General features: G+C 36.0%; 29 protein-coding genes and 1 pseudogene. 20 read left to right on the top strand and 10 right to left on the bottom strand.

The genetic code is table 11. The features are described from left to right. Positions 1–247: 247 nt before the first annotated feature. From pdhA to lpdA, 4 genes are all read left to right on the top strand, one after another. Positions 248–1363, top strand: a complete 1116-nt coding sequence (gene pdhA / locus DN393_RS09425; protein ID WP_000536893.1) for a pyruvate dehydrogenase E1 component subunit alpha — start codon at positions 248–250, stop codon at positions 1361–1363. A 3-nt stretch (positions 1364–1366) separates the two neighbouring features. Beyond that, positions 1367–2344 carry a pyruvate dehydrogenase complex E1 component subunit beta gene (pdhB, locus tag DN393_RS09430; protein WP_000068162.1) on the top strand — a complete coding sequence of 326 codons (978 nt, stop codon included), beginning with the start codon at positions 1367–1369 and terminating at the stop codon, positions 2342–2344. A 93-nt stretch (positions 2345–2437) separates the two neighbouring features. Further along, positions 2438–3727, top strand: coding sequence for a pyruvate dehydrogenase complex dihydrolipoyllysine-residue acetyltransferase (pdhC, locus tag DN393_RS09435; RefSeq protein WP_064474943.1), 1290 nt, complete (start codon positions 2438–2440; stop codon positions 3725–3727). Positions 3728–3732: 5 nt separating this feature from the next. Then, positions 3733–5145 carry a dihydrolipoyl dehydrogenase gene (gene lpdA / locus DN393_RS09440; RefSeq protein ID WP_000260106.1) on the top strand — a complete coding sequence of 471 codons (1413 nt, stop codon included), beginning with the start codon at positions 3733–3735 and terminating at the stop codon, positions 5143–5145. A 102-nt stretch (positions 5146–5247) separates the two neighbouring features. On the opposite strand, the pseudogene DN393_RS32385 reads toward lpdA, so the two are convergent. Together DN393_RS32385 and DN393_RS09450 are read right to left on the bottom strand one after the other, a co-directional pair. After that, a pseudogene (locus tag DN393_RS32385) lies at positions 5248–5457 on the bottom strand (hypothetical protein); the annotation flags it as partial. Positions 5458–5554: 97 nt separating this feature from the next. Further along, positions 5555–6949 (bottom strand): MBOAT family O-acyltransferase, encoded by a 1395-nt coding sequence (locus DN393_RS09450; RefSeq protein WP_149173471.1) that lies wholly within the window; start codon positions 6947–6949, stop codon positions 5555–5557. 249 nt (positions 6950–7198) lie between these two features. On the opposite strand from DN393_RS09450, the gene DN393_RS09455 reads away from it, so the two are divergent. Next, complete coding sequence (locus DN393_RS09455) at positions 7199–7426, top strand: hypothetical protein (protein WP_064474945.1); 228 nt, start codon at positions 7199–7201, stop codon at positions 7424–7426. Position 7427: 1 nt separating this feature from the next. Here the strand turns inward: DN393_RS09455 and DN393_RS09460 are convergent, their stop codons facing one another. Beyond that, positions 7428–7820, bottom strand: a complete 393-nt coding sequence (locus DN393_RS09460; RefSeq protein WP_098103102.1) for a DUF1885 family protein — start codon at positions 7818–7820, stop codon at positions 7428–7430. A 128-nt stretch (positions 7821–7948) separates the two neighbouring features. On the opposite strand from DN393_RS09460, the gene DN393_RS09465 reads away from it, so the two are divergent. The 4 genes from DN393_RS09465 to DN393_RS09480 all read left to right on the top strand — a co-directional run bounded on the left by DN393_RS09465 (position 7949) and on the right by DN393_RS09480 (position 8931). Continuing rightward, positions 7949–8245 (top strand): DUF3055 domain-containing protein, encoded by a 297-nt coding sequence (locus DN393_RS09465; protein ID WP_088047342.1) that lies wholly within the window; start codon positions 7949–7951, stop codon positions 8243–8245. Positions 8246–8440: 195 nt separating this feature from the next. After that, positions 8441–8569, top strand: coding sequence for a GapA-binding peptide SR1P (locus DN393_RS09470; RefSeq protein ID WP_000536778.1), 129 nt, complete (start codon positions 8441–8443; stop codon positions 8567–8569). A gap of 59 nt (positions 8570–8628) precedes the next feature. After that, on the top strand, positions 8629–8757 hold the full coding sequence (locus DN393_RS09475; RefSeq protein WP_064474947.1) for a GapA-binding peptide SR1P: 129 nt from the start codon (positions 8629–8631) through the stop codon (positions 8755–8757). 45 nt (positions 8758–8802) lie between these two features. Beyond that, a complete protein-coding gene (locus tag DN393_RS09480) occupies positions 8803–8931 on the top strand; it encodes a GapA-binding peptide SR1P (protein WP_088047244.1) in 129 nt (42 codons plus the stop codon). A gap of 40 nt (positions 8932–8971) precedes the next feature. On the opposite strand, the gene DN393_RS09485 is transcribed toward DN393_RS09480, so the two are convergent. Together DN393_RS09485 and speA are read right to left on the bottom strand one after the other, a co-directional pair. Next, a complete protein-coding gene (locus tag DN393_RS09485; protein WP_088047245.1) occupies positions 8972–9802 on the bottom strand; it encodes a protein-glutamine gamma-glutamyltransferase in 831 nt (276 codons plus the stop codon). A gap of 75 nt (positions 9803–9877) precedes the next feature. Then, on the bottom strand, positions 9878–11350 hold the full coding sequence (gene speA / locus DN393_RS09490) for an arginine decarboxylase (RefSeq protein WP_000084901.1): 1473 nt from the start codon (positions 11348–11350) through the stop codon (positions 9878–9880). 367 nt (positions 11351–11717) lie between these two features. On the opposite strand from speA, the gene DN393_RS09495 reads away from it, so the two are divergent. Continuing rightward, the gene (locus tag DN393_RS09495) at positions 11718–11987 is read left to right on the top strand and encodes a UPF0223 family protein (protein WP_000456565.1); all 270 of its coding nucleotides are present in this window, start codon (positions 11718–11720) and stop codon (positions 11985–11987) included. 80 nt (positions 11988–12067) lie between these two features. On the opposite strand, the gene DN393_RS09500 is transcribed toward DN393_RS09495, so the two are convergent. Next, positions 12068–12694 (bottom strand): YktB family protein, encoded by a 627-nt coding sequence (locus tag DN393_RS09500; RefSeq protein WP_000175087.1) that lies wholly within the window; start codon positions 12692–12694, stop codon positions 12068–12070. 205 nt (positions 12695–12899) lie between these two features. Between DN393_RS09500 and DN393_RS09505 the strand changes: the two genes are divergently transcribed. Both DN393_RS09505 and DN393_RS09510 read left to right on the top strand, forming a co-directional pair. Continuing rightward, a complete protein-coding gene (locus DN393_RS09505; protein WP_001250166.1) occupies positions 12900–13088 on the top strand; it encodes a hypothetical protein in 189 nt (62 codons plus the stop codon). Positions 13089–13176: 88 nt separating this feature from the next. Further along, a complete protein-coding gene (locus DN393_RS09510) occupies positions 13177–13968 on the top strand; it encodes an inositol monophosphatase family protein (RefSeq protein WP_149173472.1) in 792 nt (263 codons plus the stop codon). Between the two features lie 44 nt (positions 13969–14012). Here the strand turns inward: DN393_RS09510 and DN393_RS09515 are convergent, their stop codons facing one another. Next, positions 14013–14192 (bottom strand): DUF5325 family protein, encoded by a 180-nt coding sequence (locus DN393_RS09515; RefSeq protein ID WP_000400129.1) that lies wholly within the window; start codon positions 14190–14192, stop codon positions 14013–14015. 140 nt (positions 14193–14332) lie between these two features. On the opposite strand from DN393_RS09515, the gene typA reads away from it, so the two are divergent. The 3 genes from typA to DN393_RS09530 all read left to right on the top strand — a co-directional run bounded on the left by typA (position 14333) and on the right by DN393_RS09530 (position 16921). Continuing rightward, the gene (gene typA / locus DN393_RS09520; RefSeq protein ID WP_000914755.1) at positions 14333–16177 is read left to right on the top strand and encodes a translational GTPase TypA; all 1845 of its coding nucleotides are present in this window, start codon (positions 14333–14335) and stop codon (positions 16175–16177) included. A 154-nt stretch (positions 16178–16331) separates the two neighbouring features. Further along, entirely contained in the window at positions 16332–16634 is a 303-nt protein-coding gene (locus DN393_RS09525) for a YlaH-like family protein (RefSeq protein ID WP_000893656.1), read from the top strand. 11 nt (positions 16635–16645) lie between these two features. After that, the gene (locus DN393_RS09530; protein ID WP_098103099.1) at positions 16646–16921 is read left to right on the top strand and encodes a hypothetical protein; all 276 of its coding nucleotides are present in this window, start codon (positions 16646–16648) and stop codon (positions 16919–16921) included. Positions 16922–16956: 35 nt separating this feature from the next. Here the strand turns inward: DN393_RS09530 and DN393_RS09535 are convergent, their stop codons facing one another. Beyond that, on the bottom strand, positions 16957–17157 hold the full coding sequence (locus DN393_RS09535; RefSeq protein WP_001995040.1) for a YlaI family protein: 201 nt from the start codon (positions 17155–17157) through the stop codon (positions 16957–16959). A 145-nt stretch (positions 17158–17302) separates the two neighbouring features. Between DN393_RS09535 and DN393_RS09540 the strand changes: the two genes are divergently transcribed. Both DN393_RS09540 and DN393_RS09545 read left to right on the top strand, forming a co-directional pair. Continuing rightward, a complete protein-coding gene (locus DN393_RS09540) occupies positions 17303–17758 on the top strand; it encodes a PNPOx family protein (protein ID WP_000024571.1) in 456 nt (151 codons plus the stop codon). 246 nt (positions 17759–18004) lie between these two features. Then, positions 18005–19333 carry a PhoH family protein gene (locus DN393_RS09545; RefSeq protein ID WP_000358079.1) on the top strand — a complete coding sequence of 443 codons (1329 nt, stop codon included), beginning with the start codon at positions 18005–18007 and terminating at the stop codon, positions 19331–19333. Between the two features lie 47 nt (positions 19334–19380). Here DN393_RS09545 and DN393_RS09550 read toward each other — a convergent pair whose 3' ends face one another. Continuing rightward, positions 19381–19878 carry a hypothetical protein gene (locus DN393_RS09550; RefSeq protein ID WP_064474951.1) on the bottom strand — a complete coding sequence of 166 codons (498 nt, stop codon included), beginning with the start codon at positions 19876–19878 and terminating at the stop codon, positions 19381–19383. A gap of 150 nt (positions 19879–20028) precedes the next feature. Here DN393_RS09550 and DN393_RS09555 point away from each other — a divergent pair, with 150 nt between their 5' ends. The 3 genes from DN393_RS09555 to pyc all read left to right on the top strand — a co-directional run bounded on the left by DN393_RS09555 (position 20029) and on the right by pyc (position 25403). Next, complete coding sequence (locus tag DN393_RS09555) at positions 20029–20316, top strand: Fpa/YlaN family protein (protein WP_000135698.1); 288 nt, start codon at positions 20029–20031, stop codon at positions 20314–20316. A gap of 125 nt (positions 20317–20441) precedes the next feature. Next, positions 20442–21623 carry a putative lipid II flippase FtsW gene (gene ftsW, locus DN393_RS09560; RefSeq protein WP_088047248.1) on the top strand — a complete coding sequence of 394 codons (1182 nt, stop codon included), beginning with the start codon at positions 20442–20444 and terminating at the stop codon, positions 21621–21623. A gap of 333 nt (positions 21624–21956) precedes the next feature. Then, a complete protein-coding gene (pyc, locus tag DN393_RS09570) occupies positions 21957–25403 on the top strand; it encodes a pyruvate carboxylase (protein WP_103655783.1) in 3447 nt (1148 codons plus the stop codon). 85 nt (positions 25404–25488) lie between these two features. On the opposite strand, the gene ctaA is transcribed toward pyc, so the two are convergent. Next, positions 25489–26424, bottom strand: coding sequence for a heme A synthase (ctaA, locus tag DN393_RS09575; protein ID WP_098110660.1), 936 nt, complete (start codon positions 26422–26424; stop codon positions 25489–25491). Positions 26425–26733 lie beyond the last annotated feature (309 nt).

Below are 26733 nucleotides of genomic sequence, written 5' to 3' on the forward strand. Positions count from 1 at the left end.
CAGATTATTTATAAAAAAACGTAACCAAAGTAATTGACATCGTAATTAGAATAGTTGTAAACTAAAAAACGTGATCAAGATTGTATTAATATGTTTCTGAAAAAACATTAGTACAGATTGTTAGGTACACAAAATTATTCTCAACCGACAGATAAATTTGTTGGTTTACATTGTTGCGTTTTCAGTCTAGCTAATAGATAGTGAAAGCGTTTCAGAATATGGTTCAAGAGAGGAAGAGGTGAACGGAATGGGTACTAAAACAAAAAAGACCCTATTTAATGTTGATGAGCAAATGAAAGCTATCGCAGCTCAATTTGAGACATTACAAATTTTAAATGAAAAAGGCGAAGTTGTGAATGAAGCAGCTATGCCTGAATTATCTGATGATCAATTAAAAGAATTGATGCGCCGTATGGTGTATACTCGCGTACTAGATCAACGTTCTATTTCTTTAAACCGTCAAGGACGTTTAGGTTTCTACGCACCAACAGCTGGACAAGAGGCTTCTCAATTAGCAAGTCATTTCGCACTTGAAGCAGAAGATTTCATCTTACCAGGATATCGTGATGTGCCACAATTAGTATGGCACGGTTTACCATTATACCAAGCATTCTTATTCTCTCGTGGACATTTCATGGGTAACCAAATGCCTGAGAATGTAAATGCACTTGCTCCACAAATCATTATCGGTGCGCAAATCATCCAAACTGCTGGTGTTGCGTTAGGTATGAAACTACGTGGTAAAAAATCTGTTGCAATTACTTACACTGGTGACGGTGGTGCTTCACAAGGTGACTTCTACGAAGGTATGAACTTTGCGGGTGCATTCAAAGCTCCAGCAATCTTCGTTGTACAAAACAACCGTTATGCAATCTCTACTCCAGTAGAAAAGCAATCTGCAGCTAAAACTGTAGCACAAAAAGCAGTAGCAGCAGGTATTTACGGAATTCAAGTAGACGGTATGGATCCATTAGCTGTATACGCAGCAACTGCTTTCGCTCGTGAGCGTGCAGTAAACGGCGAAGGCCCTACTTTAATCGAGACTTTAACATTCCGTTATGGTCCACATACAATGGCTGGTGATGACCCAACTCGTTACCGTACAAAAGATATCGAGAACGAATGGGAACAAAAAGATCCAATCGTACGCTTCCGTGCATTCTTAGAAAACAAAGGCCTATGGTCTCAAGAAGTTGAAGAGAAAGTAATCGAAGAAGCAAAAGAAGATATCAAACAAGCAATTGCTAAGGCTGACCAAGCTCCAAAACAAAAAGTTACTGATTTAATGGAAATCATGTACGAAAAAATGCCTTACAACTTAGCTGAACAATATGAAATTTACAAAGAAAAGGAGTCGAAGTAAGCCATGGCTCAAATGACAATGATTCAAGCAATCACTGATGCTTTACGCGTTGAAATGAAAAATGACCCTAACGTACTTGTGTTTGGTGAAGACGTTGGTGTAAACGGCGGTGTATTCCGTGCTACTGAAGGTTTACAAGCTGAATTCGGTGAAGATCGTGTAATGGATACTCCACTTGCAGAGTCTGGTATTGGTGGACTTGCAGTTGGACTTGCATTAGAAGGCTTCCGTCCAGTTCCAGAAATCCAATTCTTCGGTTTCATTTATGAAGTAATGGATTCAGTTTCTGGTCAATTAGCTCGTATGCGTTACCGTTCTGGTGGACGTTGGACTGCTCCAGTAACAATTCGTTCTCCATTCGGTGGCGGTGTTCATACTCCTGAACTACATGCTGATAGCTTAGAAGGATTAGTGGCTCAACAACCTGGTCTAAAAGTTGTTATTCCATCTACTCCATACGATGCAAAAGGTCTTTTAATCTCTGCGATTCGTGACAACGATCCAGTTATCTACTTAGAGCATATGAAATTGTACCGTTCATTCCGTCAAGATGTACCAGAAGGCGATTACACAATTGATTTAGGTAAAGCTGATATCAAACGTGAAGGTACAGATGTATCTGTTATCGCTTACGGTGCTATGGTTCATGCTGCATTAAAAGCTGCTGAAGAACTTGAAAAAGAAGGTATCTCTTTAGAAGTAGTTGACTTACGTACAGTTCAACCATTAGATATCGAAACAATCATCGCTTCTGTTGAAAAAACAGGCCGCGTAGTTGTAGTTCAAGAAGCACAAAAACAAGCTGGTATTGCAGCTAACGTTGTAGCGGAAATTAACGACCGTGCAATCTTAAACTTAGAAGCTCCAGTTGTACGTGTTGCAGCTGCTGATACAGTATTCCCATTCTCTCAAGCTGAGAGCGTATGGTTACCAAACCATAAAGATATTGTTGAAGCTGTTAACAAAGTAATGAACTTCTAATTTTTAGCTTTTCATGTGCAAAAGAAATCAGCACATGCTGGTTTCTTTTGTACATATTCCATAATAATGAAATGAATCAGGGGGCTGAATTCCGTGGCATTTGAATTTAAACTACCAGATATCGGTGAAGGTATCCACGAAGGTGAAATCGTAAAATGGTTTATTAAACCAGGCGATGAAGTAAACGAAGACGATGTACTTCTTGAAGTACAAAATGATAAAGCAGTAGTAGAAATCCCTTCTCCTGTTAAAGGTAAAGTACTTGAAGTACTTGTAGAAGAAGGAACAGTTGCAATTGTAGGAGATACATTAATTAAATTTGATGCTCCTGGATACGAAAACCTTAAATTTAAAGGTGACGATCATGATGAAGCTCCAAAAGCTGAAGAAGCAGCAGTAGAAGCTCCAGCAGCGGAAGCTACTCCAGCAGCAACTGCAGAAGTAGTAAATGAGCGCGTAATCGCTATGCCATCTGTTCGTAAATATGCTCGTGAAAACGGCGTAGACATTCATAAAGTAGCTGGTTCTGGTAAGAACGGCCGTATCGTAAAAGCTGACATCGATGCATTTGCAAATGGTGGACAAGCAGTAGCAGCAACTGAGGCTCCAGCAGCAGTAGAAGCTACTCCAGCAGCAGCGAAAGAAGAAGCACCAAAAGCACAACCAATCCCAGCTGGTGAATATCCAGAAACTCGTGAGAAAATGAGTGGTATCCGTAAAGCGATTGCAAAAGCAATGGTTAACTCTAAACATACAGCTCCTCACGTAACATTAATGGATGAAGTAGATGTAACAGAACTTGTTGCTCACCGTAAGAAGTTCAAAGCTGTTGCAGCTGACAAAGGTATTAAATTAACTTACCTTCCATACGTTGTTAAAGCTTTAACATCTGCATTACGTGAATTCCCAATGTTGAATACTGCTTTAGACGATGCTTCTCAAGAAATCGTTCATAAACATTACTTCAACATCGGTATCGCAGCTGATACAGACAAAGGTCTATTAGTACCAGTTGTTAAAGATACAGATCGTAAATCAATCTTCACTATTTCTAACGAGATCAATGATCTTGCTGGTAAAGCACGTGAAGGTCGTTTAGCTCCAGCTGAAATGAAAGGTGCTTCTTGCACAATTACAAACATTGGTTCTGCAGGTGGACAATGGTTCACTCCAGTTATCAACCACCCAGAAGTAGCAATCCTTGGTATCGGCCGTATCGCTGAGAAGCCAGTTGTGAAAAACGGTGAAATCGTTGCAGCTCCAGTATTAGCATTATCTCTAAGCTTTGACCATCGTTTAATTGACGGCGCAACTGCTCAAAAAGCATTAAACCAAATTAAACGTCTATTGAATGACCCACAATTATTAGTAATGGAGGCGTAATAACAATGGTAGTAGGAGATTTCCCAATTGAATTAGATACAGTCGTTGTTGGTGCAGGTCCTGGTGGATACGTTGCGGCAATTCGTGCAGCACAATTAGGTCAAAAGGTAGCAATTATCGAAAAAGCTAACCTTGGTGGCGTATGCTTAAACGTTGGATGTATTCCTTCAAAAGCGTTAATCAATGCAGGTCATCGTTATGAGAATGCAATGCATTCTGATGACATGGGTATCACTGCAGAGAACGTAAAAGTTGACTTTACAAAAGTTCAAGAATGGAAAAACGGCGTAGTTAAGAAATTAACTGGCGGTGTTGAAGGCCTTCTTAAAGGTAACAAAGTTGAAATCATTCGCGGTGAAGCTTACTTCGTAGATGCTAATACATTACGCGTAATGACTGAAGATGCAGCACAAACGTATACGTTTAAAAATGCTGTTCTTGCAACTGGTTCTACACCAATCGAAATTCCAGGATTCAAATACTCTAAACGTGTTATCAACTCTACAGGTGCTTTAAGCTTACCTGAAATTCCTAAAAAACTTGTTGTAATCGGCGGCGGTTACATCGGTATGGAATTAGGAACTGCATATGCTAACTTCGGTACAGAAGTTACTGTAGTAGAAGCTGGCGACGAAATCTTAGCTGGTTTCGAAAAAGCTATGAGCTCTGTTGTTAAACGTGCTCTTCAAAAGAAAGGTAACGTAAATATCCATACAAAAGCTATGGCTAAAGGCGTTGAAGAAACAGAAACTGGCGTAAAAGTTAGCTTTGAAGTTAAAGGTGAAATCCAAACTGTAGAAGCTGATTACGTATTAGTAACTGTAGGTCGTCGTCCAAACACTCAAGAAATTGGTCTTGAGCAAGTTGGAGTTAAAATGACTGACCGCGGCATCATCGAAATCGATGAGCAATGTCGTACAAACGTATCAAACATCTATGCAATCGGTGATATCGTTCCTGGACCACCATTAGCTCACAAAGCTTCTTACGAAGGTAAAGTAGCTGTTGAAGCAATTAGTGGCCATGCATCAGCAATCGATTACATCGGAATTCCTGCAGTATGCTTCACTGATCCAGAATTAGCATCTGTTGGTTACACTAAGAAACAAGCTGAAGAAGCAGGAATGACAGTAGCTGTATCTAAGTTCCCATTCGCTGCTAACGGTCGTGCATTATCATTAAACAGCACTGACGGTTTCCTACAACTTGTAACACGTAAAGAAGATGGTCTTCTTGTAGGTGCTCAAGTTGCAGGTGCAGGCGCTTCTGATATTATCTCTGAGATTGGTTTAGCTATCGAAGCTGGAATGACAGCAGAAGATATCGCTCAAACAATCCACGCTCACCCAACATTAGGTGAGATCACGATGGAAGCAGCTGAAGTTGCTCTTGGAATGCCAATTCACATTGTAAAATAATTATAAAAAAACGTCTTCTAAATTTAGAAGACGTTTTTTTTCGTGTGTTATATGCATAGAAAAACAAGAGGTGAATTTTGTTGATTCACCTCTTGTTTTGTATTCTTTGTTTTCAAATTGATACATTTCTTTATTTGTACTAGTGTCATTATAAAGGAATAATACGATATCAGCATTTAGTTTTTCGAGGTCTTGCCTTACATTTTTACTTGCCGCAAATCGTGGATCAATAAATGTTGTTTATTCAAACTCTTGTGCAAATAAAGGATAAGCTGTATTTGCATAAGAATCTTTAATAATGACAGCATGTAGTGTGTTCGTATGCATAAAATGCACCTTTCATATTCCAATGGTGATCGGTCTTCTAATTGTTCATGAGTAAATGCCTTGTTAGTCCTCCAGCCCTCCTTTAGAAGCGGAAGTAAATAAATGGATTGTAAGTTGCATTCGTTAAATACATCATAGTTATGATTAAAACACTCAAGTAATAAAGTGGAGATAAAATTACTACCTTTTTATTTGCTAATGGATTCTTGATCCAAGAGAAAATTGGAGCTGATGTAATAATAGCAAGTATAAAGATTCCCCAATAATTCATCACATAGAAATAACTAGTAATGTCAGTCAACGATCCATTTAATCCGAACATTGTTTGTAAAAATTTAGAACAGTAGCTAAAATTATCAGCGCGGAAGAACACCCAACCAATAATTACTAAAAACATAACGTATATGTGTTGAATCGGCCACCATAATTTTTGTAATATTTTTTCGAAACCAGCCTTTTCTAAAGCAATTAAACATCCGTAATAAATACCCCATATCATAAATGTCCAACTAGCTCCATGCCAAAATCCAGTTAATGCCCATACGATAAATAGATTTCGATAGTTTTTCCAAGGAGATACTCGATTTCCGCCTAGTGGAATATAAACATAATCACGGAACCATGAACCAAGTGAAATGTGCCAGCGACGCCAAAATTCAGAGATGGATTTTGAAATATATGGATAATTGAAGTTTTCTAAGAAATCAAATCCGAACATTTTTCCTAATCCAATTGCCATATCACTGTAACCTGAAAAATCGAAATAAATTTGTAATGTATAAGCAATTGCACCAATCCAAGCGGTTGATACGCTCATCGTTGCTGGATCCATTGCAAATATTTCATCGGCAATAGCTCCTAGTTGATTCGCAATTAAAACCTTTTTTCCTAATCCAATGATAAAACGACGAATTCCTTCTGAAAACTTATCAGCATTAACTGTTCTAACATGTAATTGAAAAGCGATTGTATTATATCGAACAATTGGTCCTGCTACTAATTGCGGGAAAATAGTAAAATATAGTGCGAGATCAAATAGATTTCGCTGAGCTTCTACTTTTCTCTTAAAAATATCGATAATATAACTCATTGCATGGAAAGTGAAAAATGAAATCCCAATGGGCAAAGGAATTTTTTCGAGTACAATGTTTGTATGAAAAATCCCGTTTATATTATCCACTAAGAAATTAGCGTATTTAAAATATCCTAGTATAGCAGTATTGACAACAATTGCTATAGTAAAAATAAGTTTTCTATTTGCACTAGATAGTCGGTCTTTATTAAGCCATATTCCGAACCAATAGTTGATGAAAATAGAGAAAAGCATTAGGAAGACATATATTGGTTCTCCCCAAGCATAAAATAATAAACTAAATAATAAAAGAACGATGTTTTGTAATTCTTTCCGTACTGAGTAGTATACGAAAAGAATTGCAGGTAAAAAAAGACATAAAAAAAATAAATTGCTAAATACCATGTATTATTAATTCCTTTCTATATTTTCTTCTTAAGGAGTATACCATGCGATAAATGAATAATCTGTCTTATGGGCGATATGAGCGAATTTATTGTTAAGAACGAGGGATATTCGTATGTGAATAGTTGGGGAATTAAAAAAACAGGAAAAATTCAACAGTGGATTAGGTGAAATTTGGAGAAGTCTACTTTCAAAATACTAAGAGGGAAGAGTTGAAGCATATAATAGAAAGGATAAGGAGGTAACGCTATGAAAATTACGCTAGCTTCATTTTTTCATCTAGTTTTGTGGAGTGGATTTTCAGCAGTGTTATTATTGTCAAGTCGGGATAAACTGCATTATAAAATTTTTCTTTTTCTTATATTTTTGTACTTAGCGTATGTGATAGCATATGTCATACTAAGTGCAAGGAGGAAAGCAATACTTCTTACTTGCACAAATAGTATGATCTTTCTAATCGTTTATTTTTGTTTTTAAATTAACGTTTATAGAAATACATTGTTCTTCCATTAAATAATTGTAACTCTCCTTCTAATTTCTTCGCTAGAAAACGGCAAAATTCATTTGCTTTTCCTTTATCACCAAATGTTGCATTAGGTGGTAAAGAAATCTGAATAAAAGATTGTTCCTTTTCTATACCAACACCAACATAAATGGAGTCATATCGATCGTGAGTAGATTGTAGTTTTAATGTTGTTGCTGATGTATCTAAAATTTCATAAGGAAAAGCGGTATTTGTATAAGCGTAATTAATTTGAACACCAGTTTTGGAAGTAACTGTTTGATAGTAATGAAAAAGTTGTTTTATATCATCTATTGAAACAGATTGTTGATTGGATTTAGGTACAAGCGTAATAAAGGCATGTTGCATATAAGATCCCCCTAACCTTAGTAGAATACTAACATTCTACATGATACTGAATTTTTTGACAATTAAAAGGAGTATTCCTTTTTTTGTTTAATATACTAATGAAAGGTGATGGAGAAAGGTGGAAACCGATGTTTGAAAAATTGTATGATGAACATGAAAGTGTGAAGGTACGATTTTTGGGTTTTATGACACATGATACTCGTTATGATTTTGGTGTTATTTATACAAATATGTTTTTTGGAAAGCCACTCATTGTTTGCATGCAAACAGGAAGGTCTACTTTACTTGGGCGAGATGATGTAGAGAATGTTCAACATATACAGGAGATTTTTAAATTAGGATCAGAAGAGGAAGCGGCAGAGTTAGCTCAGTTTTTCAAGTTTTTAGTCCCACCTACTTCTTTGCATGCGGAATATGAAGAATAATTAATGTAAAACAGTCGTACGTATAAATATGGCTGTTTTTTTGTTTGAATATCGCATACTAATTAAAATTAAAAATATTTAATGTGTTATACTAAAAACCTATTGACGCAAAAAGTATAACATATTAAAATGAAGACAGAAAGTTAAGCGGTTACAAAAAGTTTTTGGGATTATAAACTTAGGGGGAAATGAAAAATGGGAACGATCGTATGTCAAGATTGTGAAGGTACAATTGCACACTTCGAGGATGAAAAAGTAACGGTACTTTACGGGAAATGTGGATCTTGCGGATGTGATCACACAGAGCATACAAAAGCCCAATAATTGATAGGAAATGGACAGCTAAAAGTTTTTAGGACCATAAACTTAGGGGGAAATAAAAAATGGGAACAATTGTATGCCAAGTATGTGAAGGAACAATCGGTCATTTTGAAGATGAAAAAACGACAGTGCTTTACGGAAAATGTGGTACAAATTGTGAATGTGCTAATAGAGATAAGGCGAAAGCTTAATTATAAATAAGTAGATTATTATTAAAACTCAGGGGGAAATGAAAAATGGGAACAATCGTATGCCAAGTATGTGAAGGAACAATCGGACATTTTGAAGATGAAAAATCAACAGTACTATACGGGAAATGTGGATCTCATTGCGAATGTGGCCATAAAGAACATACAAAAGCTTAAATAAAAAAAAGCGCCTACATATACATATGTAGGCGCTTTTTTAATAAATTGTAGTTGTATGACCAACTGTTGCAACGATTGCATCATCTCTAATCGGAATAAACCCTATCGATGTCTGTGGAGTGCTAGGAGAAGCGTAGTGGCTCATAAGACGGCTATCAATACGGGTAATAGTATCGGTCAAGAAAGCTGAAATAAAAGCGTAAGGGACTCGTCGTTCATTTAATGAGTATATAATTTCCTCTTTGGTTTTTACACCTACGCCATGTCCGTAAAAAAAGAAATTTCCTAGATAGATTGCATTTTCTCCTTGCCACTCGATCGTAGCTGGATTCACTTGTGGATTTTTAAAATAAACGAGATCACCTGGAACAAGATCACCACCCGTTTTTGTTATGAGCTTTAAATCTTGATCGTAGTCCCATGTATAAAGTAAAAGGTTTGCAAAGAGACGGTTGAAAGTTTCTTCCTCATATAATGATCGTAAAGCTTTGTAAAAAATAATAATCATAGCGGTGGCACATTCAGTTCCATATAGTTTTCCGTTTTTGAAAATATCTTGTATGGCAATGGAAGGGGGTATGTTTGGTAGTAGCTCGAATCCTCCAAGTGACGTTCTTTTCCAATACTGGGGGTTGCAAAAGGATTGTTGAAATGTGCGAAACTGAAATCCACTTTGAAAAAGTTCTAATGCAGAAGTAATAATATTCACTCGCAAATTTAGATCAAAGCTGAGTTCATCAGATGTTCGGAAGGAATAAATTTCTTGATTTCCTGCCATTATCGATAAAATTTGTTGTTTCTCAGCTGCAAATGGCTCGTATTCATTTGTGATATAAGGATGTACAATAGAACGGCCTATTACAATCATAATCGTATCCCCACCTATACGTTACATTACTTAATATCGTATGAGAAAAGGGTAAAATGGTGAAAGAAAAGCCTATCAACTGATAGGCTTGTACTCTTTAATCACACGTAATGTTTGTAATGTCATATCTTCAGGACCTTGTACAGGTAAACCCGCTTCTAAGTTTTTACGAATATACTCTAAGTTATCTTGTGTAATAATTTCCCCCGGAGTAAAGATTGGAATCCCTGGCGGATAAACCATAACGAAATCAGCTATAATACGACCTGCTGCATTTTCAAACGGAATGACTTCTGTTTCCGAATAAAAAGCATCTCGAGGAGAAAGTGCTAGCACTGGTATTTCTGGAATTTCTACTTGTATTTGAACACCTTTATCGGCTTTATTTCTAAATGTTGCTGCTAAATCTTGTAATGCTGCAATAAGTGTATTTGTCTCACTTTCTGTATCCCCAAAAGTGACAAGACATAGTATGTTGTATAAATCCGAGAGTTCTACTTCAATGTTATATTGCTCTCTAAGCCATACTTCAGCCTGATGGCCTGTAATACCTAAATCTTTTACAGATACAATTATCTTTGTAGGATCGTAGTTAAAAGTAGCATCTGTACCTAGCATTTCTTTCCCAGGACAGTAAAGATCCTCAACAGCATTAATAGCATCACGAACTTGTTCCGCTAATTGTATTGTTTGTTCTATGAGTGCTGTTCCTTCTGTAGCAAGACGTTTTCTAGCAACATCTAGGGATGCTAACAAGATGTAAGAAGTTGATGTAGTCGTAAGCATGCTAATAATAGATTGAACATGTTTAACGTTCACAAGGCCTTCCTTCACGTTAAGAATAGAACTTTGCGTTAAAGATCCTCCTAATTTGTGAACACTTGTTGCTGCCATATCTGCACCGGCTTGCATCGCTGACATCGGCAATTCATCGTGAAAATGAATATGAACACCATGAGCCTCATCAACTAGTACAGGGATATCATAAGAATGCGCTAATTGGACAATCTGTTCTAAGTCCGCAGCAAAGCCAAAGTATGTTGGATTAATAACAAGTAAGCCTTTCGCATCTGAATGCTCTTCAAGTGCCTTTTTGACAGATTGAATTGTGATTCCGTGTGAAATACCAAGTTTTGGATCGATTTCAGGATGCATGAAAATCGGTTTTGCACCTGAGAAAATAATAGCTGACATTACTGATTTATGCACGTTTCGTGGCACTAGGATTTTGTCACCAGGACCGCACACGCTCATCACCATTGTCATTATTGCACCACTTGTACCTTGAATAGAAAAGAAAGTATGATCTGCACCAAATGCAGCGGCTGCTAAATCTTGTGCTTCTTTAATCATACCTTTTGGATGATGTAAATCATCGAGCGGCGCAATATTAATTAAATCAATTGCTAATGCATTATGCCCAATAAATTCGCGAAATGTAGGATCCATGCCCTGACCTTTTTTGTGACCAGGAATATGGAATTGAATTGGATTTCGCTTACTGTGCTCAACTAAAGCGGTAAACAATGGTGTTTCGTATTGGGACAATCTATACACCCCTTCTTTTTCATAATATTTATTAGAGTTTGTTTTATATAATCTTGTTCTAAAAAAGTTAAGTGCTTTTTAGAATGAGACTTGTTTTTCTGCCAATCACAAAAGCATTTTTGAGATGGTAGGTTCACTTTATTTTCTATAAAACAAAAGCATTATATCACCAATAATTATAGATGTATAGAAAAAAATATTTTTACAGTGAGTATGTTAAATAGTTATTTCCAATTAACTTATAGAGGAAGACAATTCCATCACAATGAATAAATAGTGTATAATGCAAAGTGGCTATAGTGAAGAAGAAAAAAATCCCTTTAAGATAGCATATTGAAATAAGAAGAAATGATAAATGAGGTGCGAAATGGAATATCAATATCCGTTAGATTATGATTGGTCAAATGAGGAAATGGTTGTAATTGTGAAGTTTTATGAAGCAATTGAGAAAGCATACGAAAAAGGAATTATAAGAGAAGAATTAATGGGATTATATCGTCGTTTTAAAGAGATTGTTCCATCTAAAGCAGAAGAGAAGAAAATTGATAAAGAGTTTCAAGAAGTAAGTGGATATTCTATATACCGTGCGATTCAAAGGGCGAAAGAAACTGAAGAACAAAAGCTTGTGAAAATGTAAAAATATTTTGAAAAATGAAAACTGAAGTGATATAATGTGATAACAACTAAAAACGGACAATATAAATTGTCCGTTTTCTACTATCGATTACAAAGTGCATATAAAGGAAGGAGTGATTGCATCGTAGATTCAATCTTAGCAAGGAATTGTTCGTTGGTCATTGCTGAAAACTCCTCTGGTGATATATGAATACCAACTAATAATTCTGCTTTTTTCACAGTAGCTAGACGTTCAATCATCTTTTGTAAGTCTTCTGTTTCAAGTGTTTTATGTAATTTTACACTTGGTTTAGTATGGTCAATGGACCAAACGAAGTCATTTGGAATATTTGTTTTTAAATCATTTAAATGTTCTAAGAAGGCGTGAGCCGTCTCCACTTTTTGTGGACACTCATAGATTAAACCAAAGTATATGAAGGCATGAGTACCCCATAATCCAATTTGGAAATGTGGCAGCATTTTATAACCGCGTTTATTTGTTGAAAAAGCAACCCAAGTATCGTTTGGTGGATTGACTTTGCGGCGTGCATGTTTTGCTACATGATAAAAAAAGTTCTCATCAGTTTGTTTGGATAAATACGTTGCAAACTGTTCCCCTAAAGCTTCCAGCTTAGGATGAATGTTCGTTTTAATTGCACTCATTCGTTCTTCGAGACCATCAACTGTAAAGACCTCAAAATCAGTTGACTTGAATGTTTGTAGTGTCATGATTGTTCCTCCAACTCCTATTTTGCTTTTATTTTAGCATAGCTTGTACTATTCATAAAAAAAACAGCACAAAAAAATTAAATAAAAAAATATAATTTTGTTGCATAGATGATTTATCCAACATAGTATAGTATAAAACAAAAAATCAGAAAATTGAATCAATTACAGTCCGAGGGCAGACGAATATTGGGAGGAGGCAAATAATATGAGACAGGTGATTAATGCGTTAAAGAGAACAGATGCTGAAAAGAGAATACCGGTGCTACGTTTGGAGCTAGATTATGAATTAGCAACTTTATATGATGCGATGATGGAGAATGATAAACTGAAAAAAGAAGAGTGTGTACAAAAGTTAGAAGTGTTAAGACTTGAAATGATTCGTTTAGAAGCGTAATAATAGTATATGTATAAAAAATTAGTTGGTGCGAACCTTATAAAGGGTTCGTTTTTTCTGTGAACAGTATAGATCGGAGTGTTTAAACATGCAAGAAGTATGGAAAGACATCGATGCACACGCCAAACAGTGGATTCGAGATGCAGGAGAGTTTTTAATGGCATCAATGGAAAAAGCACTTATTATAGAAACGAAATCCAATGCAGCTGATTTAGTAACAAATATGGACCGAGAAATAGAACAGTTTTTAATTGGGAAAATTAAAGAAACATTCCCGAACCATAATATTTTAGGAGAAGAAGGTTATGGAGATGAGGTAACTTCTTCTGATGGGGTTGTTTGGTTAATTGATCCAATTGATGGCACGATGAACTTTGTTCATCAAAAAAGAAATTTTGCAATTTCAATTGGAATTTATGAGAACGGTATCGGAAAGGTTGGACTCATTTATGACCCAGTTCATGATGAATTATACCATGCGGTAAAGGGAGCCGGAGCATTTTGTAATGAAGTACCAATACCTTTATTGGAAGAAGGAACTGTAGAGCGAGGTATTGTAGCATTAAATGCGATATGGCTTACCGACAATCCATTGCTTAATAAGGAAAGTATGATGGCACTGGTTAAGAAAGCAAGAGGCACGAGATCATATGGCTGTGCAGCGTTAGAGATGGTATACGTTGCAACAGGAAGAATAGATGCATATGTAACGCCGAGATTATCACCATGGGATTTTGGTGGGGGACAGATAATTGTAGAGGAAGTTGGAGGCAAGGTGACAACTTTTTCTGGATCTCCGCTTTCTATCGTAGAGAAGAGCAGCGTATTAGTTGCAAAACCAGGAGTGTATGAAGAGTTGTTACGATTTATAGCGGATTAACAAAAAAAGTAAGAGGCTGTATAAGCGCTTCTTACTTTTTGACGTTATTGCGATTTACGCATTTTTCTTTTTGTTACAAAACCGTATCCAACTGTAACAAATGTGCCGATAATGCAAATAATAATACCGATGGGACTATTTTCAGCAACCATAATGCCGATACCGATTAAGAAAATAACACCGATAATTGCAGTTAATAAAAAGCGATATTGAATGTGTTCCATTTCTTCACCCTCCAATCTCATTTTACTTTCACAAAAGTAAGAATACAACTATATTTTCATTCTTGATTTTATTTTGATTGCCATTGTATCCCCTTCGCTCTTATAATAGAGAAGGATTAAAAAGACATTAGGAGTTGGACATGTTGAAAAAACGACAAGATTTACGAAATATAGCAATTATTGCCCACGTTGACCATGGTAAAACAACACTTGTTGACCAGTTATTACGTCAAGCGGGGACGTTCCGTGCGAATGAACATATTGAAGAACGCGCAATGGACTCAAACGATCTAGAAAGAGAACGTGGTATTACAATTTTAGCGAAGAATACTGCGATTCACTATGAAGATAAAAGAATTAACATTTTAGATACACCTGGTCACGCTGACTTCGGTGGAGAAGTAGAACGTATCATGAAAATGGTTGATGGTGTTCTACTTGTTGTTGATGCATATGAAGGTTGTATGCCACAAACACGATTTGTTTTAAAGAAAGCTCTTGAGCAAAATTTAACTCCAATCGTTGTTGTAAACAAAATTGACCGTGACTTCGCTCGCCCTGATGAAGTAGTTGATGAAGTAGTTGACTTATTCATCGAACTTGGTGCAAACGAAGATCAATTAGAGTTCCCAGTTGTATTTGCATCAGCAATGAACGGAACAGCAAGCTTAGATTCAAATCCAGCAAATCAAGAAGAGAATATGAAATCATTGTTTGACACAATTATTGAACATATTCCAGCACCAGTTGATAACAGCGAAGAGCCACTTCAATTCCAAGTAGCACTTCTTGATTACAATGACTATGTTGGTCGTATCGGGGTTGGACGCGTATTCCGTGGTACAATGAAAGTAGGACAACAAGTTGCATTAATGAAAGTTGATGGAACTGTAAAACAATTCCGTGTAACGAAATTATTTGGTTACATTGGATTAAAACGTCAAGAAATTGAAGAAGCAAAAGCTGGAGATTTAGTAGCTGTTTCAGGTATGGAAGACATTAACGTAGGTGAAACGGTATGTCCGGTTGAGCATGAAGAGGCTTTACCATTATTACGTATTGATGAGCCAACACTACAAATGACATTCCTTGTAAATAACAGCCCATTTGCAGGTCGTGAAGGTAAATTCATTACATCTCGTAAAATTGAAGAGCGTCTTCGTTCACAATTAGAAACAGATGTAAGTTTACGTGTAGATAATACAGATTCTCCTGATGCGTGGATTGTATCTGGACGCGGGGAATTACATTTATCTATCCTAATTGAAAACATGCGTCGTGAAGGTTATGAACTACAAGTATCTAAGCCTGAAGTAATTATTAAAGAAGTTGATGGCGTAAGATGTGAGCCTGTAGAGCGCGTGCAAATCGATGTACCTGAAGAATACACTGGTTCTATTATGGAATCTATGGGTGCACGTAAAGGTGAAATGTTAGATATGGTGAATAACGGAAACGGTCAAGTTCGCCTTACTTTCATGGTTCCAGCACGTGGTTTAATTGGTTACACAACAGAATTCTTAACATTAACTCGTGGTTACGGTATTTTAAACCATACATTCGATTGCTACCAACCAGTACACGCTGGACAAGTTGGTGGACGTCGCCAAGGTGTTCTAGTTTCACTTGAAACAGGAAAAGCATCACAATACGGTATTATGCAAGTTGAAGACCGTGGTGTAATCTTCGTTGAACCAGGTACAGAAGTATATGCTGGTATGATTGTTGGAGAACATACTCGTGAGAATGACTTAACAGTTAACGTTGTAAAAATGAAACAACAAACTAATATTCGTTCTGCGACGAAAGATCAAACTTCAACAATGAAAAAACCACGCTTAATGACTTTAGAAGAGTCATTAGAGTACTTAAACGATGACGAGTTCTGTGAAGTAACTCCAGAATCAATTCGTCTACGTAAAAAGATTCTTGATAAGAGCGAGCGCGAAAGAGCTGCTAAGAAAAAGAAATCTGTAGAAGCGTAAAATAATAGAACAGCTACCTTTGAGGGGTGGCTGTTTTTTATTGTATTTATTTTTGGAATATTTACTCTTTTTGTGGACAGTATTTTTTTTGCAGGTTACTCTTGTATTAAGTACATAAATAAAATTTGTTTCTTGTGAGAAAGGGGGATGAATGATGTTAGAAAGAATGTCGTTTTTTGCGAAATTATGTAAAGTTGATGAAAATCCAGAACTAGGGATGTGGTTGCTATATGGCATCATTATTATATTAAGTGCACTTGTGTATAATTTAGGTTTTGCAAGAAAACTATCAATAATAAAAAATATAGTGATATATATATCGTTAGCGATTGGGTGTACAGTTTTAACTTTCTTTGCAGTTTTTTTACCTGTTGGAGAGGGCCTTGTTGTAGCGGCAATTGTACTTGGGATTTATAGGTTGCGTTTACGTCAAGCAAGACAACAAAAAGCAGGATGAGGGGGAGTTTTATGCGTTCAGTACAAGATGCATTATATAATTGGTTAACAATTAAAACAGTTGCGGAAGCACGTCCAGATGATCGTGCTGCAAAAGAAACGTATTTGTTATTTCAAAATATGATATATGAGGAACATAAATTAAAGAATGTGGAAGTTAAAAAGAATGAAGAAATGTATTTGATTACATATGAAATGAATGGAGAAAGAAAATCTGCGAGGTTTCCATTAGAAGCTATTGATTGCTTTTTGGATCAAATGAATTGTGAACCTGAAAAATATAAATAAGTCCTTATCTATAGGATTAAGGACTTATTTACATTTTACCAATCGTCTTCGACTTTTTTATCACGATATAATCGGAAATTACCACTTGCATGACGTTCCATCGTACGTTCTGCAATTCGTTCCGAACATTCCATGCACATATATGTATGAATAGGGCGGTTACGTAGTTTTTTTGCCATAGGATTTTCATCATCTAACATATCTTTTTTATCACAAATCATACATTTGACTCTCATTTCGTCACCTCAATACGAATTCTATCAGTATAAGTATATCATGGAAGGGTAATATTTTTGAATAATAGCGGGAAAAAATAATATTTTCGCAATTCGAAAAATAAGTTATGATAAGGATATAGTAAGTATATTTGGAGGTGGAAATATGGCGAATGTAGTAGATCCTACATTAACAGATGATTTAGTACAAACGTTACGTAAAGAATGTATTGTTATGGTAGCAACAACAGACTTCGAAAAACAAGTTCCTAACGTAAGTGCTATTTCTTGGGTGTATGCAGTGAGTAAAACTAGTATTCGATTTGCAGTAGATCAACGTTCACGTATTGTGGAAAATATACGGCATAGTACTGGGCTAGTATTGACTATAATGGCGAATGAATCCGTATTTTCCATAAGTGGTGCAGGTGAAATTTTGACTGATAGAATGGAAGGCATTCCTCTAAAATTAACTGTAATAGAAGTAAATGTACAAGAAGTACGTGATGTTATGTTTTATGGAGCGAAACTTGCAACTGAGCCAACGTATGAAAAAACATATGACATTCGCGCAGCGAAAAAGCTGGATAACCAAGTGTTAGTAGGAATAAAAGAATTATAAATGTGATAAATAAGAAAATAAGTTATTAACTTTTGTAATCAGTTATTGTGATTTTATGTTAATAATTATAATTAAAAGTAATATATTGAATAGAAATGAATAAAAAATAAATAAAAGGTTTAATGGCTATGAATTTCGATTCTACCTCGTTTATACGGTACATATAATTATAACAATGGTTCGTCCATATTTTATGGATGAAACCCTTGTTCTACAAATTTAAAAGTGGAGTCAGGGGGTAACAGGTTGGATAAAATTTATGTGTTAGATACGAATGTACTTTTGCAGGATCCTTTATCTATTTTTTCATTTGAAACCAATGAAGTAGTGATTCCAGCAGTTGTATTAGAAGAGGTTGATTCGAAAAAACGTTATATGGATGAAGTAGGACGAAACGCTCGTTATGTATCTAAGTTAATAGACAAATTTCGTGAAATAGGAAAGCTGCATGAAAGTATTCCGTTAGAAAACGGCGGTACATTTCGTATTGAATTAAATCATCGTTCATTTGTTCAACTACAAGATATTTTTGTAGAAAAAACGAATGATAATCGAATTTTAGCTGTAGCAAAAAATCTATCTTTAGAAGAACAAGAAAAAGAGGACGGGAAGTCTGTTATTTTAGTAAGTAAAGACGTGCTCGTAAGGGTAAAAGCTGATGCAATTGGTTTGAAGGCGGAAGATTATTTAAGTGATCGTGTAATTGAAGTAGATAATATATATTCAGGATTTTTAGAAGGGTATATATCAAAAGAGCAATTAGATTATTTTTATGAAAAAGGTGAATTGCCTTTATCCGAAATTGCAAATCACCCTTTTTATCCAAATCAGTTTGTAGTAATGAAAGATGCATTAGGGGGATCTAGTTCAGCACTTGGCATTGTGGATCACTTAGGTAAGAAGGTAAAGAAACTTATTTTTCACAATGAACAAGTATGGGGGATACGACCACGAAATGTGCAGCAAATTATGGGATTAGAATTGTTGCTTCGTGAAGATATTCCGCTAGTAACGTTAACAGGGAAAGCTGGTACAGGAAAAACATTACTTGCTTTAGCTTCGGGACTCATGCAAACTGAAGATTTAGGGCTATATAAAAAACTACTAGTTGCAAGGCCAATTGTTCCAGTCGGAAAAGATATCGGTTATTTACCAGGAGAAAAAGAAGAAAAGTTAAGACCATGGATGCAACCGATTTTTGATAATCTAGAGTATTTATTTAATACGAAAAAGCCAGGAGAGTTAGATGCTATTTTAGCTGGAATGGGTTCGATTGAAGTGGAGGCCCTTACCTATATACGTGGGAGAAGTATTCCAGATCAGTTCATTATAATTGATGAAGCACAAAATTTAACGAAGCATGAAGTGAAAACGATACTAACAAGGGTAGGAGAAAAAAGTAAAATTGTATTAATGGGAGATCCACAGCAAATTGATCACCCGTATTTGGATGAATATAATAACGGTTTAACATATGTTGTAGAGAAGTTTAAAGAGCAGCGTATTAGTGGTCATGTAAAGTTTGTTAAAGGGGAGCGGTCTAATTTAGCTCAACTAGCAGCAGATTTATTATAAAAAAGAGTGAGCTGAAGCTCACTCCTTTTTTCTTTCAAGTATACATGTTAAATAATAGTAAATTTACGGATGTTACGGATTGGATTTTGTCTATTAGATCCATCATTGTAATATAGATGAACAGGTCCATCCTCTTTTAATGGCTTTCCTTCTTTTGAAAAACCAAGAATAGCATTTTTGACAGTTTCTAATGGAAGTATTATTGTTTGATCTACTGTTTCAATTTCGACTTGCGTAGCGTCCTCAGAAATTTCGGCGTTAGCAAGAAATGGATGAAATGGTATACCGAACGTTCCAGTAATTAGTTGTTCTTTTTTATATTTCTTTACACTTTGTTGTATCGGTGGAAACGCAGCACCATCACGGATTTCACGATCCCAATGCTCTGAAGTGTTTTTTAAATAAGCTTCTAGTTCTGAAGTGTTTTCTCTTGTTTCATCAAAGTAAGTTGTCAAATCTACTTTTCGATCATCAAAGATCCAAACAGTTGGATCGATAGTGATTGGAAAACGAACTTTTCCATTAATAAATAAAATTTCGCTCATTGTTGTTCCCCCATTTGTGTTATACTCCCACTTTTCAGTATAATAGCATTAGACACGGTTGTCACAAAAAATGTTTCTATTGCAATTTACTAAAACTATCGCTAATATTAATAGATAGGAGAGAGTAGGACGGAAACGGAGGGAATCAATTTGGCGTCTGAGACAGTATCAAATCATCAGGAAAAGGCACTAGCCCTTCTACAAGCGGATGCGGAGAAGATTTTAAGACTTATTAAGGTGCAAATGGACAATCTTACAATGCCGCAATGTCCATTATATGAAGAAGTGTTAGACACACAAATGTTTGGACTATCCCGCGAGGTCGATTTTGCAGTTCGCCTTGGTCTTATTGCAGAAGAACAAGGGAAAGCAATGTTAGGAGAGCTTGAACGTGAGTTATCTGCACTTCATGAAGCATTTACAAACAAACAACAATAACGGGTTCAAATAGGGGGGCTCAAACTGAAATAGTTTGGGCTTTTTATTTGTATAATAAAGCAGGAAGAATCAATGTACATATGGAATACAACAATAATTAAATTGAAACAGAAAGAGGAAATGAAATGAAAAGAGTATGGAAATCAATGGATTATTCATTATTACTTCCTCTTGTTATCTTATGTGTGTTGGGAGTTATAATGGTATATAGTTCTAGTTCCATTGTCGCGATTTCGTCGAGATATAACTGGCCGGCAAATTACTTTTTTAAAAAACAATTAGTTGCTCTTGCTATTGGAACGGTAATACTAGTGATTGTTGCTGTAATTCCTTACAAATTTTGGAGGAAAAAAATAGTTCTTACAGCGATGGGATTAGGGAGTCTGGGCTTACTAACAGCAGCTTTCCTTTTCGGTAAGGTAATCAATGGTGCAAAAGGATGGATACTAGGTATACAACCAGCTGAGTTTGTAAAAATAGCAGTTATTATTACGCTAGCAAGTTTTTTTGCTAAGAAACAAGAGAGGCAAACCCCTTTTTTCCAAGGGATCATACCTCCTATATTTGTTGTCGGTGGATCGATGGTATTAATTTTATTACAAAATGACTTAGGGACCGACATATTAATAGGTGGAACAGTGTTAATTATGTTCTTCTGTTCAGGAGTTAATGTTAACTTGTGGATTAAAAGATTTTTATTAACATCTGTCTTGTGGATTCCGGCGTTGTATTTTATCGGAAACTATAAATTAAGTCTATACCAAAAAGCTCGATTTTCAGTTTTTCTTGATCCATTTAACGATCCTCAAAATGATGGATTCCAATTAGTTAATTCTTTTATTGGAATTGCCTCAGGCGGGTTAAATGGTAGAGGATTAGGGAATAGTATACAAAAGTATGGCTACTTACCAGAGCCACAAACGGATTTTATTATGGCAATTATATCTGAAGAACTAGGTTTTATAGGTGTAGCTATCATTTTAATCTGTTTATTACTTATTATCATTCGTTCGTTTAGAGTGGCACAAAAGTGTAAAGATCCATTTGGAAGTTTAATTGCAATCGGAATTGCAAGTTTAATTGGGATACAAACTTTTGTTAATGTTGGTGGTATGTCTGGATTAATACCACTTACAGGAGTACCGTTACCGTTTATTAGTTATGGTGGTAGTTCTTTATTGGCTAATCTAATCTCAATGGGTATATTATTAAATGTTGCTAGTCATGTAAAACGACAAGAGAAACAACAAAATGAGATAATGAAAGAAAGAGAGCAAGATGGACCGCATCTTGTTGTAGTAAAATAAAAAACACATTGTACTCTAAAGTACAATGTGTTTTTTATTTTCAAGAAACATTAAATATGACGTATTAATTGATAATTATATTAAAAAATATATCACATTTGATTAAATGTGATATACAATTAAGTTGTTAGAAAAGGAAGAGGTATGCTATACTGTTTTTGTGAAACAAATTGATCAGAAAACTTATCATTTGTTAAAAAATAAGGTATGATGGATAAAAATAAAGTGAAGCTTTCTAAGTATAATATAATGTAGAAAGTGAAGAACTTCACGCTCTTTATGGTGTGTGTATATTTTATCTCTAGAGTGGTAGGAAAGTAGAGGGGGAAAATCATGACAAAGCTGCAACGTATTCAAAAAGTATTGGTAGCTAACCGTGGAGAGATTGCAATTCGTGTGTTTCGAGCTTGTTCGGAACTTGGATTAAAGACAGTTGCAATCTATTCTAAAGAGGATAGTGGTTCTTATCATCGTTATAAAGCCGATGAGTCCTATTTAGTTGGGGAAGGGAAAAAGCCAATTGATGCTTATCTAGATATTGAGGGCATTATTGAGATTGCGAAAAGTAATCATGTAGATGCAATCCACCCTGGATATGGTTTCTTGTCAGAAAATATTCAATTCGCAAAACGTTGTGAAGAAGAAGGGATTATCTTTATCGGTCCAAAGAGTAAGCATTTAGATATGTTTGGAGATAAAGTGAAAGCAAGAACACAAGCGCAGCTAGCACAAATTCCAGTTATTCCTGGTAGTGATGGGCCAGTAAATTCAATAGAAGAAGTTGGAGAATTTGCTGAAAAGTATGATTACCCGATTATTATTAAAGCTTCCCTTGGCGGTGGCGGTCGTGGTATGCGTATTGTACGTACTAGTGAAGAATTAAGAGAATCGTATAATCGAGCGAAGTCAGAAGCGAAAGCAGCCTTTGGTAATGATGAAGTATACGTTGAAAAATTCGTTGAAAAACCTAAACATATAGAAGTTCAAATTTTAGCAGATGAAGAGGGCAATGTTGTTCATTTATACGAGCGTGACTGTTCTGTACAACGTCGTCACCAAAAAGTGGTAGAAATCGCACCTAGTGTGTCGCTTTCAGATGATTTGCGTCAGCGTATTTGTGATGCTGCTGTGAAATTAACGAAAAATGTAAATTATTTAAACGCAGGAACAGTAGAATTTCTTGTAAAAGGTGATGAGTTTTACTTTATTGAAGTAAATCCGCGTGTTCAAGTTGAACATACAATTACAGAAATGATCACAGGGGTAGATATCGTTCAATCGCAAATTTTAATAGCTGATGGACATGCATTACATAGTAAAATGGTAGGTGTTCCGAAGCAAGAGGAAGTAGTTGTTCATGGATTTGCGATCCAATCTCGTGTAACGACTGAGGACCCACTAAATAATTTCATGCCGGATACAGGGAAAATTATGGCATACCGATCAGGCGGTGGTTTCGGTGTTCGTCTTGATACAGGTAATAGTTTCCAAGGTGCTGTTATTACACCGTACTATGATTCTTTACTTGTAAAAGTTACAACATGGGCACTTACTTTTGAACAAGCTGCTGCGAAAATGGAACGTAACTTAAAAGAATTCCGTATTCGTGGTATTAAAACAAATATTCCATTCCTAGAGAATGTAGTAAAACATAAAAACTTCTTATCAGGAGAATATGACACTTCATTTATTGATGCGTCACCTGAACTATTCCTGTTCCCGAAACGTAAAGACCGCGGAACGAAAATGTTAAATTACATTGGGACAGTAACAGTAAATGGCTTCCCAGGAGTAGGAAAAAAAGAGAAACCAATTTTCCCAGATGCTCGTATACCGAATGTATTACACTCAGAGCCGGTTCAAAATGGAACGAAACAAATTTTGGATGAGCGTGGAGCAGACGGATTAGTAAAATGGGTACAAGATCAAAAGCGTGTACTTTTAACGGATACAACATTCCGTGATGCGCATCAGTCATTACTTGCGACACGTATTCGTACAAAAGATTTACATCAAATTGCAGAGCCGACAGCGAGAATGTTACCGAACCTATTCTCAGCGGAAATGTGGGGCGGTGCAACGTTTGATGTTGCATATCGTTTCTTAAAGGAAGATCCATGGGAACGATTACTAGATCTTCGTGAAAAAATGCCAAACGTTTTATTCCAAATGTTACTTCGTTCTTCAAACGCAGTTGGTTACAAAAACTATCCAGATAATTTAATTCAAAAGTTTGTGGAATGTTCTGCTCAAGCTGGAATTGATGTGTTCCGTATTTTTGATAGCTTAAACTGGGTAGAAGGTATGAGAGTTGCGATTGATGCTGTACGAGATACTGGTAAAATTGCAGAAGCAACAATGTGCTACACAGGAGATATTCATGATCCGTTACGTAGTAAATATGATTTAAATTACTATAAAAACTTAGCAAAAGAGTTAGAAGCATCAGGAGCACATATATTAGGAATTAAAGATATGGCAGGCTTATTAAAACCTAATGCGGCATATGATTTAGTTTCTGCATTAAAAGAGACGGTATCGATTCCGATTCACTTGCATACACACGATACGAGTGGAAATGGTATATTAACGTATACAAAGGCAATTGAAGCAGGTGTTGATATTGTCGATGTAGCAGTAAGTTCTATGGCTGGTCAAACGTCACAACCAAGCGCAAACACGCTATACTACGCTTTAGGTGGAAACGAAAGACAGCCAGACGTTAACGTAGATTCATTAGAAAAACTATCTCATTACTGGGAAGATGTACGTAAATACTACGCACCGTTTGAAAGTGGTATGAATGCTCCTCATACAGAGGTATATATGCACGAAATGCCAGGCGGACAGTATAGTAATCTACAACAACAAGCGAAGGCGGTTGGTTTAGGAGATCGCTTCGATGAAGTGAAAGTAATGTACCGCCGTGTGAATGACATGTTTGGCGATATTGTAAAAGTAACACCATCATCTAAAGTTGTCGGTGATATGGCATTATTTATGGTTCAAAATCACTTAACAGAACAAGATGTTTTAGAGCGTGGGCATTCTATGGACTTCCCAGGATCTGTTGTTGAAATGTTCTCAGGAGATTTAGGACAACCGTATGGTGGTTTCCCGAAAAAGTTACAAGAAATTATTTTAAAAGGGAAAGAGCCATTAACAGTAAGGCCGGGTGAATTATTAGAGCCAGTAGATTTCGACTCGTTAAAAGAAGAGCTATTCCATAAGCTTGGACGCGAAGTGACGATTTTTGATGTCGTTGCATATGCATTATATCCAAAAGTATTTATGGATTACGAAAAAGTTGCTGAGCTTTATGGAAGTGTATCTGTACTTGATACACCGACATTCTTCTATGGTATGAGACTTGGTGAAGAAATCAATGTGGAAATCGAACAAGGAAAAACATTGATGGTTAAACTAGTATCAATCGGAGAGCCTCAGCCAGATGGAAATCGTATTCTTTACTTGGAGTTTAACGGTCAACCACGTGAGATTGTCGTGAAAGACGAAAGTGTGAAAGCAACAGTGGCACAACGTGTGAAAGGAAACCGTGAAAATCCAAACCACATTAGTGCAACAATGCCAGGAACGGTTATTAAAGTAGTTGTAAAAGAAGGCGATGAAGTGAAAAAAGGCGATTCTATGGCAATTACAGAAGCGATGAAAATGGAAACGACAGTTCAAGCGCCGTTCAATGGTAAAGTGAAAAAAGTATATGTTAACGATGGAGATGCAATTCAAACGGGTGACTTACTCATTGAATTAGATCACTAAAATAGAAAAGAGCTGTGTAAATGCAGCTCTTTTTCTTTATCGCAAAAAATACCTTGCCAATTCGGCAAGGTATTTTAATTTAAATTTATTTTGTTTGTTGAGAAGTTGATTCAGCTTCTTTTGCATTCGCTTTACTTCTTGTACCTAACATAACTAAATAGCATAGTACAGCAAACAAGCAAGAAATGAATAGTGAATGTAATAATGCCATTACTAAATTAGCATTTGTAAATACGACTAAAATTCCCACGATAGCTTGAAGTGTAACAAGGATAAATGAAATGATCCATCCCCAGTATACGACAGGCTGCTGCTTGTAATGGCGAATAGCGAGAATCATCGCGTATAGTATCCAAGCGAAAATTAACATCGCTGCAACTCTATGTCCCATTTGAACCCATTCATGTAGTTGAGTTGGCATAGGTCTATTTTTGCTACATAAAGGAAAGTCTGGACAGGCTAAGCTAGCTCGTTCGTGACGTACTAAAGCACCTGTGTAGACGACAATATAACTGTAAATTGTTACACCATAAATATGAAATTTCATTTTTTTGTCCATAATAAGTGAACGTGCATCAAATTTCTGGTCAATTTCAAAGATAAGACACGTTAATAAAATGACAGAAGCAAATGAAATTAAGGAAATACCGAAATGGATAGCGAGTACAGCTGGCATTTGTCCCCAAACAACTGCTGCCGCTCCCATTAATGCTTGTGCAACTAAAAATACGAAGGATAAAATTGCTAACGTTTTTGTTTCGCGCACATGTTTATAATATTTCCAGGACAAAATACAAAGGAGTGTGACAAGAATTCCTGCTGATCCTGATGTAAGGCGGTGACTTAGTTCAATAATAGTTTCCATTGATAAATTAGATGGAACAAATTCACCGTTACAAAGTGGCCATGATTTACCGCACCCTTGGCCAGAACCTGTTTTTGTAACTAAGGCGCCTCCTAGTAAAACTATTAATAAATCAAGACTCGTAATGACTGCTAACCATTTAATAAAGCGTTGCAATCTATTTCACCATCTTTCTGCTATGAAGTTATTGCGAAATATTTTCATTCCATTATGTATAGAATAAAACGCGCTAGTTCCTATGATATATAAAAAATAATAAAATAGCAAAGAAATGGTGGGCGCAGACAGGGGAGAGAAAATGGGTGTGGAAATAGGATGTATAAGGGAATTTTTAGGTGAAAAACAGGCTATTTTGAAAAGAAATGGGGAGAATACGTGTTAAATATGACAAAAAAAGTTTATGATAGAAGGTAACATCATGTTATGATAAGGACAAGTAAGAATTAAGTTTTTATATTCGACACA

The organism is Bacillus sp. BPN334, assembly GCF_008368885.1.
Lineage (GTDB): Bacteria > Bacillota > Bacilli > Bacillales > Bacillaceae_G > Bacillus_A > Bacillus_A wiedmannii.